Source organism: uncultured Porphyromonas sp. (assembly GCF_934359325.1).
Classification (GTDB): Bacteria; Bacteroidota; Bacteroidia; order Bacteroidales; family Porphyromonadaceae; genus Porphyromonas_A.
This window is the reverse complement of the sequence record NZ_CAKRLH010000023.1, coordinates 1-14,108: the sequence shown is the minus strand read 5'-3', so window position 1 is coordinate 14,108 and position 14,108 is coordinate 1. Positions and strand designations below refer to the sequence as shown.

The 14,108-nt window shown below is 58.3% G+C and carries 8 protein-coding genes; all 8 read left to right on the top strand.

The annotated features are described in order from the left end of the window. The coding region (gene rplJ, locus Q0F21_RS02020; RefSeq protein WP_297236911.1) for a 50S ribosomal protein L10 at positions 1 to 519 on the top strand (519 nt) is incomplete at its 5' end. Between the two features lie 192 nt (positions 520 to 711). Beyond that, on the top strand, positions 712 to 1,092 hold the full coding sequence (gene rplL / locus Q0F21_RS02015; protein WP_018106999.1) for a 50S ribosomal protein L7/L12: 381 nt from the start codon (positions 712 to 714) through the stop codon (positions 1,090 to 1,092). Between the two features lie 118 nt (positions 1,093 to 1,210). Then, a complete protein-coding gene (rpoB, locus tag Q0F21_RS02010) occupies positions 1,211 to 5,029 on the top strand; it encodes a DNA-directed RNA polymerase subunit beta (RefSeq protein ID WP_297236908.1) in 3,819 nt (1,272 codons plus the stop codon). Positions 5,030 to 5,077: 48 nt separating this feature from the next. Continuing rightward, positions 5,078 to 9,391: a DNA-directed RNA polymerase subunit beta' gene (gene rpoC, locus Q0F21_RS02005; protein ID WP_297236906.1), complete on the top strand. Its 4,314-nt coding sequence runs from the start codon at positions 5,078 to 5,080 to the stop codon at positions 9,389 to 9,391. Between the two features lie 358 nt (positions 9,392 to 9,749). Next, positions 9,750 to 10,319 (top strand): RNA polymerase sigma factor, encoded by a 570-nt coding sequence (locus tag Q0F21_RS02000; RefSeq protein ID WP_297236904.1) that lies wholly within the window; start codon positions 9,750 to 9,752, stop codon positions 10,317 to 10,319. Next, positions 10,292 to 11,443 carry a hypothetical protein gene (locus Q0F21_RS01995; RefSeq protein WP_297236902.1) on the top strand — a complete coding sequence of 384 codons (1,152 nt, stop codon included), beginning with the start codon at positions 10,292 to 10,294 and terminating at the stop codon, positions 11,441 to 11,443. The genes Q0F21_RS02000 and Q0F21_RS01995 overlap by 28 nt, the downstream gene beginning before the upstream one ends. A gap of 242 nt (positions 11,444 to 11,685) precedes the next feature. After that, a complete protein-coding gene (locus Q0F21_RS01990) occupies positions 11,686 to 13,422 on the top strand; it encodes an alkaline phosphatase (RefSeq protein ID WP_297236899.1) in 1,737 nt (578 codons plus the stop codon). A 37-nt stretch (positions 13,423 to 13,459) separates the two neighbouring features. Then, the coding region (locus Q0F21_RS01985) for a DUF5106 domain-containing protein (protein ID WP_297236897.1) at positions 13,460 to 14,108 on the top strand (649 nt) is incomplete at its 3' end.

Below are 14,108 nucleotides of genomic sequence, written 5' to 3'. Positions count from 1 at the left end.
GAGCAGCTCAAGGAGCTCCTCGAGACTTATCCCCACGCATATTTGGTCGACGCCATGGCTCTCGACGCTGAGCAGACCACTGCTCTCCGTCGCCAGTGCTTCCAGCATGGTGTCAAGATGATGGTCGTGAAGAATTCGCTCCTACATCGCGCCTTCGCTGATATCAACGAAGAGCAGTATGAGCCCTTCCACCCCTATCTCAAGGGCACCAGCGCACTGATGCTCTCTGAGACCGCCAATGCCCCCGCCCGTGTGCTCAAGGACTTCCATAAGGAGCTCAAGAGTGCCGGTGCCGATATCGAGAGGCCGAGCCTGAAGGCTGCCTACGTCTATGACACCTTCTACCTGGGTGCCGGTGAGCTGGATACGCTCGCTGCCCTCAAGAGCAAGGAGGAGCTCCTCGGAGATATCATCTCCATGCTCGAGTCTCCGATCATGGACGTCATCTCTCAGGTCAGCTCTGCAGGCAACACCATCCACGGTGTCCTGGAGACGCTCGAGAAGAGAGCAGAGGCGTAAGAGATGTGCGACGAGGTCGACCGCCATCCCATATGGCGGCGTGATCCTCACCGCCGATCATCGATGTCGGGAGCCGATCTGCCCTCCCCCTTCTCCAAGAAGAGGGGTGCCCCCGATAGGATAGATCAAGTGGCAGGTCACATAGACAATACAGTAATACGTACACAATAACTTTAGATATAAAATAACGATATGGCTGACGTAAAAGCAATCGCTGAGGAGCTGGTCAATCTGACCGTCAAGGAGGTAACTGAGCTGAAGACCATCCTGAAGGATGAGTATGGCATCGAGCCCGCTGCTGCCGCTGTAGCAGTAGCTGGTCCTGCCGCTGCTGCCGGTGCAGGTGATGCAGCTGCTGAGAAGTCTTCTTTTGACGTAAACCTGAAGGACGCCGGTGCATCTAAGCTCCAGGTGATCAAGGCTGTCAAGACGGCTCTCGGACTCGGTCTGAAGGAGGCTAAGGAGCTTGTAGACGGTGCGCCCTCTGTCATCCAGAAGGATGTAGATAAGGCTGCCGCTGAGGCTCTGAAGAAGACTCTTGAGGAGGCCGGAGCTACTGTTGAGCTTCAGTAATCCTCACTTACTACCCCTGTCTCTCTCGTAGAGCCGGGTGAAGGGTTAAGGACCGGCCATTACCGGCAGGTTCTTAACCTTTTCGTGTCTTTTACTACTCCTTGAATTAAAGAATTTTATGTCCTCACAATATAAGCCTGAGAGAGTCACCTTTGCCTCTTCCAAGCATCCATTACCTTTCCCGGACTTTCTCGACATTCAGCTGAAGTCTTACAAGGACTTCATGCAGCTGGATATCCCTGCCGGAAAGCGGAAGAGCCAGGGACTGTATCAAGCATTCCTGGATAACTTTCCAATCACCGACACGAGAAACAACTTCGTCCTCGAGTTTTTGGATTACTTCGTGGATCCTCCCAGGTACACCATTGAGGAGTGTCTGAGTAGAGGGCTGTCCTACACGGTTCCTCTCAAGGCTAAGCTCAAGCTGTATAGCACAGACCCTGAGCACGAGGACTTTGATACTTCGATTCAGGATGTCTACCTGGGGCAGATCCCCTATATGACGCCTGCAGGTAGCTTTATCATCAATGGCGCTGAGAGAGTTGTGGTGTCCCAGATGCACCGCTCACCGGGAGTATTCTTCTCCGTGAGTGTGCACAATAACGGCACCAAGCTCTTCAACGCCCGTATCATTCCCTTCAAGGGATCTTGGATCGAGTTTGCGACAGACATCAATAACGTCATGTACGCTTACATCGATCGCAAGAAGAAGCTGCCCGTGACTACTCTACTGAGAGCCATCGGCTACGAGACCGATAAGGATATCCTGAGTCTCTTCGGCATCGCCGAGGAGGTGAAGGTGAATAAGACCAATCTGAAGAAGTACATCGGTCGTAAGGTAGCGGCACGTGTCCTGGACACTTGGGTCGAGGATCTCGTGGATGAGGAAACGGGTGAAGTAGTCTCTATGGAGCGCTACAACGTAGTGGTCGATAGAGATGAAGAGCTTACGGAGGAGAATATCCAGGCGATCCTTGACCTCAAGAATGCGCCCAAGACGATGCTCCTCGAGAGAGAGTCCGACTCGGGACTCGACTATAGTGTCATCACCAATACGCTGCAGAAGGACCCCTCCAACTCTCAGAAGGAGGCGGTCTACCATATCTATCGTCAGCTCCGCAGCCAGGACCCTATGGACGAGCAGTCGGCGCAGGAGGTGATCAATAACCTCTTCTTCTCCGACAAGCGGTACGACCTCGGCGATGTCGGTCGCTACCGTATCAATCACAAGCTGGATATCGATATCTCTGAGGAGACGAAGGTCCTGACCAATGAGGATATCGTCGCCATCATCGACTATCTGGTGAAGCTGAAGAACGGTCGTGCCAATATCGACGATATCGACCACCTGAGCAACCGTCGCGTCCGCACCGTCGGCGAGCAGCTCTATCAGCAGTTTGGCATCGGTCTCGCTCGCATAGCCCGTACGGTCCGCGAGCGTATGAATGTGCGGGACAATGAGGTCTTCACCCCGGTTGATCTGATCAATTCCAAGACGATCAGCAGCGTGGTCAATTCCTTCTTTGGGACCAACCCGCTGTCCCAGTTTATGGACCAGACCAATCCTCTGGCGGAGATCACGAATAAGCGTCGTCTCTCCGCTCTCGGTCCCGGCGGTATCAGCCGTGATCGTGCAGGATTTGAGGTGCGAGATGTCCATTATACTCACTACGGTCGTCTCTGTCCTATCGAGACCCCTGAGGGTCCGAATATCGGTCTGATCTCCTCGCTCTGTGTCTACTCCAAGGTGAGCGACATGGGCTTCCTAGCCACGCCGTACTTCAAGGTCGACGGCGGTAAGGTCGACTTCAGCGAGTCCGGCGTCCGGTACTACACCGCAGAGGCGGAGGAGGACATGACGGTGGCGCAGTTTACCCCCAATATCGGTGACGATGGGACGCTCCTCGACGGTCAGATTAAGAGCCGTCATGGATCGGACTTCCCCGTCGTGGATGCCGATGACGTCGACCTGATCGATGTGGCGCCGATGCAGATCTGCTCGATCGCTGCAGCGCTCATCCCCTTCCTCGATCACGATGATGCACACCGTGCCCTCATGGGTAGTAACATGATGCGTCAGGCTGTACCGCTTCTCCATGGTGAGTCACCTATCGTCGGCACCGGTCTCGAGGGACCGATGGTTCGCGATGGCCGCTCACAGGTGATGGCAGAGCGCGATGGTGTGGTCGAGTATGTCGATGCCAATAAGATCCGCATCCGCTACGACTACACCGAGGACGAGCAATTTGTCCGCTTCGACGACGAGGTGACTGAGTACCATCTCTCCAAGTGGCGTCGTACCAATCAGAGTACCACTGTCGACCAGCGCCCGATCGTCATGGAGGGTGACCGCGTCACCGCGGGGCAGATCCTTACGGAGGGCTTCGCCACAGAGCGTGGTGAGCTCGCCCTGGGACGTAATATCCTCGCCGCTTACATGCCGTGGAAGGGGTACAACTACGAGGATGCGATCGTCATCAACGAGCGTCTCGTCCGTGAGGACTTCTTCACCTCCGTCCACGTCGACGAGTACAATCTCGAGGTGCGCGACACCAAGCGCGGTATGGAGGAGCTGACCAATGATATCCCCAATGTCAGCGAGGACGCCACCCGCGAGCTGGATGCCAATGGTATCATCCGCGTCGGTGCACACGTCCACCCGGGAGACATCATGATCGGTAAGATCACGCCGAAGGGTGAGAGCGATCCCACACCGGAGGAGAAGCTCCTCTTCGCCATCTTCGGAGAGAAGGCGGGCGACGTGAAGGACGCCTCCCTCAAGGCAGATCCCTCTCTCAGCGGCGTCGTGATCGACACCCACCTCTACTCTCGAGCAATCAAGACCGGCAACAGCCGTAAGACGATCCGAGATCTCAAGCAGCAGCTCGATGAGGAGCAGGAGCAGGAGAAGGATCAGCTCATGAAGCTCTTCCTCTCCAAGCTCTCCAAGCTCACCAGCCGCAAGGTGAGCCAGGGGATCAAGGACTATGTCGGCACCACGGTCGTCGCCAAGGGCGTCAAGATCACCGGACCGGTCCTCAAGCAGATCATCTACGAGGAGGTGGTCCCGGACGACTGGACCTCTGACGAGCACGATAATAAGCTGATCGCTCAGCTGATCGTCAATTACCTCCACGAGTCCAAGGTGATCGAGAGCAAGTACTACCGCAAGCAATTTGACGCCACCATCGGTGACGAGCTCCCCAATGGCGTGATCCAAAACGCCAAGGTCCTCATTGCCAAGAAGCGTAAGATCCAGGTGGGCGACAAAATGGCCGGACGCCACGGTAATAAGGGTATCGTCTCCAAGATCGTCCGCACCGAGGATATGCCCTTCCTCGAGGATGGTACGCCCGTGGACATCTGTCTCAACCCGATGGGTGTGCCCTCGCGTATGAACCTGGGACAGATCTTCGAGGCCGTCCTCGGATGGGCGGGATACAAGCTGGGCGTGAAGTTCTCCAGCCCCGTCTTCGACGGCGCCTCTCTCGACGACCTCAACGAGTGGACCGACAAGGCCGGTCTGCCTCGCTACGGCGTCTCCTACCTCTACGATGGTGAGACCGGGCTCCGCTTCGATCAGCCCGCCACCGTCGGTGTCACCTACTTCCTCAAGCTAGACCACATGGTAGAGGATAAGATGCACGCCCGCTCCATCGGTCCCTACTCTCTCATCACTCAGCAGCCACTCGGTGGTAAGGCACAGTTTGGTGGTCAGCGCTTCGGAGAGATGGAGGTGTGGGCTCTCGAGGCCTACGGTGCTGCCTACACACTGCGTGAGATGCTCACCGTCAAGTCAGACGACGTGGTAGGCCGCTCGAAGACCTACGAGGCGATCGTCAAGGGCTCCCCCTTCCCGGAGCCGGGTATCCCTGAGTCACTCAATGTCCTTGTCCATGAGCTTCGCGGTCTCGGACTGGGATTCAATCTCGAGTGATCGACCGGTGATTTTTTGAGACGCATATAGTAGAGAGATTCATAGCTTATGGCTTTCAAGATAACAAATAAGATCAACCCCAACTTCTCCCGCATCCGCATCGGGATCGCCTCTCCGGAGGAGATCCTCGAGAATTCGCACGGTGAAGTGACCAAGCCGGAGACGATCAACTATCGTACCTACAAGCCGGAGCGCGACGGACTATTCTGTGAGCGCATCTTCGGTCCGGTCAAGGACTACGAGTGCCACTGTGGTAAGTACAAGGGGATCCGCTACCGCGGTGTCGTCTGCGACCGCTGCCAGGTAGAGGTGACGGAGAAGAAGGTGCGTCGTGAGCGCATGGGACACATCAAGCTGGAGGTGCCGATCGTACACGTCTGGTTCTTCCGCTCTGTCCCCAATAAGATCGCCTATCTCCTCGGCATCCCCTCCAAGAAGCTCGAGAAGATCGTCTACTACGAGTCCTACGTGGTGATCAATAAGGGAGTCGCCGAGGACGTCGAGGATCTCGACTTCCTCTCTGAGGAGGAGTACCTCGACATCATCGATCGTCTGCCGGAGGGCAATCAGGATCTCCCCGACAGCGATCCGGATAAGTTCATCGCCGGTATCGGTGGCGAGGCTATCCTGAAGCTCCTTGAGCGTGTCGACCTCGACAAGCTCTCCTACCAGCTCCGTGCCAGCGCCTCCAAGGAGACCTCCCAGCAGCGCAAGAAGGAGTCCCTCAAGCGCCTCCAGGTGGTCGAGAGCTTCCGTGCCTCCAATGGCTACTCCCGCCCCGAATGGATGGTGATGAAGGTGATCCCCGTGATTCCTCCGGAGCTCCGTCCTCTCGTGCCGCTCGACGGTGGCCGCTTCGCCACCTCGGATCTCAATGAGCTCTACCGCCGGGTGATCATCCGCAACAACCGCCTCCGCCGACTCATCGAGACGAGGGCGCCTGAGGTGATCCTCCGCAATGAGGAGCGTATGCTCCAGGAGTCAGTGGACTCACTCTTCGACAACAGCCGCCGCTCCGCTGCCGTCAAGAGCCGCAGCAATCGTCCCCTTAAGTCCCTTACCGACTCCATCAAGGGTAAGCAGGGACGCTTCCGCCAAAACCTCCTCGGTAAGCGTGTCGACTACTCCGCCCGCTCTGTTATCGTTGTCGGTCCGGAGCTGAAGATGTACGAGTGCGGTCTGCCCAAGAACATGGCTGCCGAGCTCTACAAGCCCTTCATCATCCGTCGCCTCATCGACCGCGGTATCGTCAAGACCGTCAAGAGCGCCAAGCGCATCGTCGACCGTCGCGAGCCGGTTGTCTTCGACATCCTCGAGAATATCATCAAGGGTCACCCCATCCTCCTCAATCGTGCCCCGACTCTCCACCGACTCGGTATCCAGGCCTACCAGCCCAAGCTGATCGAGGGTAAGGCGATCCAGCTCCATCCGCTCTCCTGTACGCCATTCAATGCGGACTTCGACGGAGACCAGATGGCAGTCCACCTCCCCCTCTCCAATGAGGCGATCCTCGAGGCACAGTTCCTCATGTTTGCCTCACAGAATATCCTCAATCCCGCCAACGGCGCCCCGATCACCGTGCCCACTCAGGACATGGTCCTCGGACTCTACTACATCACCAAGACCCGCACCGGAGCCAAGGGCGAGGGCAAGGTATTCAGTGACTTCGAGGAGGTACAGGTCGCTTACGATCAGGGCTGTCTCGACATGCACGCCGTTATCAAGGCACGTGTAGAGGATCTCGACGAGCAGCGTAAGCCGATCACCCACGTCATCGAGACCTCCTATGGTCGTATGCTCTTCAATCAGATGATGCCCAAGGGCGAGCTCCCATTCTACAACGGAGTGGTGGGTAAGAAGAACCTCCGGATCATCATCGGCGAGGTGATCAAGTACTGCGGTATCGCAGAGAGCTCCGCCTTCCTCGACCGGATCAAGAACCTCGGCTACTACATGTCCTACAAGGCAGGCCTCTCCTTCAACCTCTCCGACGTCATCGTACCTAAGGAGAAGGAGGAGATCATCGCCGATGGCTTCAGCCAGGTCGAGGAGATCATGGATAACTTCAATTTCGGTATCATCACCGACAACGAGCGTTACAATCAGATCATCGACGTCTGGACCAACGTCAATAATAAGATCTCCCAGGTGCTCATGCAGCAGCTCAAGGAGGACGAGGACGGCTTCAATTCCATCTACATGATGATGGACTCCGGTGCACGTGGATCTGCCAATCAGATCCAGCAGCTCTCCGGTATCCGTGGTCTGATGGCCAAGCCGGTCCGCAGTGGTGAGGGCGCTCAGACGATGGAGAATCCGATCCTGACCAACTTCAAGGAGGGCCTCTCCGTACTCGACTACTTCATCTCCACCCACGGTGCCCGCAAGGGACTCTCCGATACGGCACTCAAGACCGCCGACGCCGGTTACCTGACCCGTCGTCTCGTCGATGTCTCCTCCGATGTGATCATCACCGAGGAGGACTGCGGTACGCTCCGCGGTATCGTCCGTCGTGAGATCAAGGAGGGAAAGAACGTCGTCGCATCGCTCTACGAGCGCATCCTCGGTCGCTGCTCCGTCCACGACATCATCCATCCGATCACCGGCGAACTGATCGTCCGGGCCAATGAGGAGATCGATGAGGACGCTGCCACCAAGATCCAGGAGTCGCCTATCACCGAGGTGGAGATCCGCTCCGTCCTCACCTGTGAGAGCAAGGAGGGTGTCTGCGCCAAGTGCTACGGTCGTGACCTGGCACACAATCGCCCCGTCCAGATGGGCGAGGTGGTCGGTGTCGTAGCGGCACAGGCGATCGGTGAGCCGGGTACACAGCTGACTCTCCGTACATTCCACGCCGGTGGTGTCGCCTCCTCCGATACGGTGGAGCGCTACATCAAGGCTCAGTACGACGGTATCCTCGAGATCGATGAGCTCCGCACCGTGGACTCCGTCGGCGAGGACGGCAAGAGCTATAAGGTGGTCATTGGCCGACAGGCAGAGATGCGCATCGTCGACCCCAATACCCACATGTCCCTCATCAGCAATAATATCCCCTACGGTGCTCACCTCTTCATCGAGCCCGGCACTGAGGTGAAGGCTGACGACACCATCTACGAGTCCGACCCCTTCAATGCCGTTATGGTGGCTGAGGCAGACGGTACGCTCCACTACGAGGGACTCAAGGAGGGCATCACCTACGAGGTACAGAGCGAGTCCAATGTCGCCACCGGTCGTAGCGAGTGGGTCATCATCGAGAGTAAGGACAAGAACACCACCCCCGCCTACAGCGTGGTACGCAAGGGCGAGGATAGTGCCTCCTCCTATGACCTCCCTGCTGGCGCCCTCCTGACACAGCGAGATGGTGCTAAGCTCAAGGCCGGCGACATCATTGCCAAGATCCCCCGCGTGGTCGTCAAGACCGGCGACATCACCGGAGGTCTCCCCCGCGTCACCGAGCTCTTCGAGGCACGTAACCCCACCAATCCTGCTGTCGTCTCCGAGATCGATGGTGAGGTGACCCTCGGACGTATCCGTAGAGGTAATCGTGAGATCATCGTCACCTCCAAGACCGGAGAGGAGCGCAAGTACATGGTACCGCTCTCCAGGCAGATCCTCGTGCAGGAGAATGACTTCGTCCGTGCCGGTGATCCCATCTCCGACGGACAGATCTCCCCGCAGGATATCCTGGCGATCCTCGGACCCAATGCGGTGCAAAATTATATCGTCAATGGTGTCCAGGACGTCTACCGCAAGCAGGGTGTGGCGATCAATGACAAGCACTTCGAGATCATCGTCCGTCAGATGCTCCGCAAGGTCCTCGTCGAGGATGCCGGCGATACCAACCTCCTCGAGCAGGACATCGTCGACAAGCAGGACATCAAGGACGCCAACGATGCTCTCTGGGGCAAGAAGGTGATCACCGATCCGGGCGACTCTGAGGAGTACAGCGAGGGTCAGATCATCACTCTGCGCCGTCTGCGCGACGCCAATAGCCAGCTCCGTCGTAAGGACCTCCGCACGATCGAGGCGCGTGATGCGATGCCGGCGGTCAGCAGTCAGATGCTCCAGGGTATCACCAAGGCTGCCCTGCAGACCAAGAGCTTCATGTCCGCTGCTTCCTTCCAGGAGACACCCAAGGTGCTCAATAACGCTGCCATCGAGGGACGGATCGACTCACTCGACTCTATTAAGGAGAATGTGATCGTCGGCCACCTCATCCCGGCCGGTACCGGACAGGCAGCGCGCAAGGACTTCGTGGTGGCCAATAAGGCAGATCTCGAGGCGAAGCGTCTCCTGGAGACCGCCAAGGCTCCCGCTATGCGCGATCCGTCCCCTCTGGAGGACATCATGCCTGAGGACTGACCTACAGTTATCCTCTGACTCTGAGTTAAGTAAGATCGGCTCCCGATGGGGTTTCCCCCTGTCGGGAGCCGATCTTTTTTTTATCCTGAGTGGACCGCGTCCTAAGAGAGTGCGCCATCGATATGCGACGGCTGCTCACTAATACCGATATTAGTCATCACTATTACCGGGTTTAGTGATCACTAAACCCGGTAATAGACTTCAGCGAGATCTCTCATAGAGATCGCACCCTCCTCTATGCATAGTCTTGTCGGTAGCGGATGCAGTATTTGGGGAGTTGCGTTGTTAGTAGGATAGAGCACCTGAGAGTGGTCCCGTCATGTAGATATCAGCCGGGTGTATATAGATCCATGGACCTATGAGCGACAGAGAGATAGCAGATCTGCTACGGACCGATGAGGAGGCGGCATTCCGTCTCCTGTACCGTCGGTATGCCGGACAGCTGCGGGCGGTTGCCTATCGCTACACCGGTGACAGCGACAAGGCTGAGGACATCCTCCAGGAGGCGATGATCAAGGTGTGCCGTCATGCGGACTCCTTCTCCTACCGGGGAGATGGCTCCCTCTATGGCTGGATCAAGCGCATAGTGGTACACACTGCCCTCAATTCCCTCAAGAGCTTCCACGAGGCACGGATGTGTCCTATGGATGACCTTACGGAAGTGGCGACGGAGGAGGTGGAGGATAGCGTGGAGGAGGTGTCCCTCCTCGACCGGATCAGTCCGGAGCTGCTCCTGCGGATGATCGGAGAGCTTCCGGAGGGATACAGACAGGTATTTAGCCTCTACGCCGTAGAGGGACACTCGCACAAGGAGATCGGCGCAATGCTGGGGATAGGGGAGCGCAGCTCCGCATCACAGTACTGCCGCGCCAAGAAGAGACTGAAAGAGAAGCTGGAGCTATGGATACAAGAGACAGAAAGAGAGTGAGCGCCGCTCCCGGCGCATGGGAGGCTGCTCTGAGAGAGAAGCTCGAGGGGGTGGAACTCCCGAGAGAGACTACGCCCCCTGTGGTGATCCCCGGGACGCTATCGACCCGGAGACGTCGTCGGCGTCTCGGATGGGTTGTCGGTGTGGCGGCGTCCGTGGCGGCGATCCTCCTTGTCCTCCTGCTCTCCCCGCAGCAGTCGGACCTGCCCGTGCCACTCCCCGTAGATGACCCTGTCGCCACCGTTCCCTCAGTCCCGCAGCCGACTGTGGAGCCGGTCCCGGAGACTTCGGTCGTGACGCATAGGACGCAGGCCACTCGCAGGATCTCTAACCGGAAGAGCCTTCTCCCCCTCGCCCCCATCCGGTCGGGTGGGGCGCTCCTCGCCATGGAGGGAGGGATCACGCCTGGTCGCCCGAGCCGCTTTGTGCCGCTGAGAGAGGCTGACGACGCTCCCTCTATGTCGGTGATTCGCTCCTCCGACTTCTCCCTCCCGGAGACACCTGCCCGCACCTCATCCTCCCGTCTGCTTGCCTCAGCACTGATCCCGGGAGGGGGTGTAAGCGGAGGAGGGCATAGTGAGATGTTTACCTCCACTGCGCCCGGTCACCGGGAGAGGAAGATCCTGCTCTCGCGTCGCCCGGTACTTGAGCTGGAGGCGCACCTGATGAAACCAATCTGGGGCGATAGGCTCTATGCGGACATGGGATTCTTCTTCTCCTGGCAGCGGGTCGGGCTGGCCGATGGAGAGGAGCAGATAGGCTACTTCACACAGGATATGCGGTCGATCGGAGTCAGCCCCGGACTCACCGCCCGACTGCTCCGTCTCGGACCGACCGAGGTATCGGGCTATGGAGCGGTGGGGCTTGCTCTGCCGCTTGGGAGTGAGACTACGAGCGATCTGCCTCTGACGGAGGGGGAGAGGGAAAAACGGGCGATCGTCGACCTCCGGACGGGTCTCCGCCTCTCAGCCTCGGTCGGCGGAGGACTGAGAGCCTACGCATCAGCGGGACTGGTCTACGACCTGGTGCCGCCCGTGGTGGCACTGCCTCACGCCGAGCTGCCCCGAGTAGCCCCGCAGATCTCCGTAGGACTCTCGATGGATCTCCCCGACCCGGGGCGATAGGTCTCACCCTCGCCCTCTCCCGCTACAGCACATCAAAATGCGAAATGGCCGGAAAAGTGTCGCTTCAGTGTGGTGGAGAGATGATAATTGTGTACCTTTGGAGCATAAAGATCAACCCTAAACGATCTTTTCACAACAAGGCTATATGCCGTAGTTGATTCTACGCTCCCGCTTCGGCGGGAGCTTTTTTTATGCCTTAAAATGGTACATTTGTGTCGGTACAGAAATCAGTAAAGCTTATCATGAGATCATTTACCCTCTCTGTCGTGCGCAGCTTCGTGCTGACGGCGACGCTCCTGGTGACGCTGCCCGGTCAGGCAGTGGTCCACGAGACCCCCAAGCCGGTCAAGAATGTCATCCTCTGCATCTCGGACGGTACCTCCCTCGCCACACTCTCGCTGGCGCGCTGGTATCAGCGTCTGACCGATGCGGAGAAGCAAAACCTCCTCATCGATCCCTATCTCTGCGGGACCGTCCTCACCTACTGCTCCGACTCGCCCATCGGCGACTCCGCCCCCACCACCAGTACCTATATGAATGGGGTGCCGGGGCTTGCCGGTCAGGTGAGCACCTATCCCGTCCTCCACGGTGAGGCGGATCTCCTCCCCTACGACTCGCTCTGGCAGAGACGACCCCTCGTGCCGCTCTGGCAGGCGCTGCGGATGGAGCAGGGACGCAAGACAGGTATCGTGGTGACCTGTGAGTTTCCCCACGCCACTCCCGCCGACTGCACCTCCTCATCCTATAATAGAGGGAAGTACTCATGGATCGTCCCCCAGATGGTCCACAATCAGATCGACGTCCTCTACGGCGGCGGTGCTTCGCTCATGAAGCCCGAGTACCGCAAGTACCTTGAGGAGCGTGGCTGGAGCGTCTTCACCGAGCCGGGGAAGGCGGCGCTTGACTATCAGGGAGAGAAGGTCTGGGGTCTCTTCGCTCCGATGGATATGCCCTTTGACCTCGATCGCGACACGACCGTGATGCCCTCGCTCGAGGAGATGACGAAGAGTGCGCTCCGGGTGCTGGATACCAATAACGACAAGGGCTTCGTCCTGATGATCGAGGGATCCAAGGTGGACTGGGCAGCTCACGCCAATGACCCTGTCGGCATGGCGACTGAGTTCCTCGGCTTTGATCGCGCAGTCAAGGCTGCGATCGACTTCGCCAAGAAGGACGGCAATACCGTCGTCCTGATGACGGCCGATCACGGCAATAGCGGCATCGCCCTCGGGACCGACAACCTCGGTCATACCTATGCTCAGACGTCGGCGTCCAAGCTCTTTGGTCCCATCACGGACATCAAGCTCACTGCATCGGGACTGGCCGAGTGCCTGATCGCCTCTCCGGAGGAGGAGATCGAGCAGATCTGGGAGGAGGTGACCACTCGCGAGCTCCCCGCAGACCAGCTGCCGATCGTCCGCGCACTCCGTCGGTACGAGGTGGACAGCCGAAGTGCTGCCACTCAGCCGGCTGAGGTGAGGAAGAAGGTGCAGCTCTCCGACTACCTCTCTGCTGACTTGATCGACCACCTGAAGTCGCTGTACGCCTCCTCTCTCGCCGGGTATATCTGTCGCGCCTACACCGACATGACCTATATCGTCTTCACCACCCACGGGCATACCGGTGAGGAGGTGTTCCTCGGCTGCTACCACCCGGACTTTGAGAAGAGACTGGTGGGCTTCAATACCAACCTTCAGCTTCACGACTACCTCCGCACGCTGACAGCGATGCCACAGACGATGAAGGAGATGTCGGACAAGTACTTCGCCCCTCATACGGAGGTCTTTGCGGGGTGCAAGGTGACCCTCAAGGGCGACCGCGCCGAGGATATGGTGCTGACGGCGAAGAAGGGCGGTCACACCTACGTCATCCCCGCCTTCTCGACCCTCTACACCGTGGACGGCAAGCAGAGGGAGCTGCCCATTGCCACGGTCTACAACGACGAGACTAAGACGCTCTACCTGCCGCGAGCGCTCTGAGACAGACTCGGTGTGACGTGACTATTCCTATGATACAATGCTGACCAAGAGACTGATCCCACTTCTGCTTGCTCTCGCAGTGTCGGTGGGCTGCACCCGAGAGGATCCCCGGACGCAGACCTATACAGATGAGGAGGGAGTTGTGAGACTCCTTACTCCCGCTGTGCCGGCCGGTGAGCAGGACTCCATAGCCTACCTCCTCGACCACTACTGGGATGGGATGTCCTTCGGGGACACCCTTTACTCTCATGATGAGGACTTCGTCGCTCGGGCGCTCCTCGGCTACCGTCCCTACCTCTCCGCCGGCGACTCGGCTCATCGGGCGGAGGCTGTCAGGAGTCTGATGTCTCGCGCCGAGGTAGATACCGTGGCCTACGTCCGACTGATGGATCTCTCGGAGGAGCTGCTGTACGATCGGGAGTACTACGATGAGTATCTGCCCTTTGCGCAGGCGATCGTTGCGTCAGACTTCCCGTCGGAGTGGGACAAGGTCCGACCGCAGGAGCAGGTGCGCTCCATTTGCCTCAATAGACCCGGTACGCTTGCCAATGACTTCGAGTACGTTACCCTCCGGGGCGATACCGCACGGATGTCTGATCTGAGAGGGGAGCCGCTCGTCCTCTTTTTCTACAACGCCCCCTGCCACAGCTGCGGTACTAAGGCGGATGAGCTTGGCAAGTCTCCTC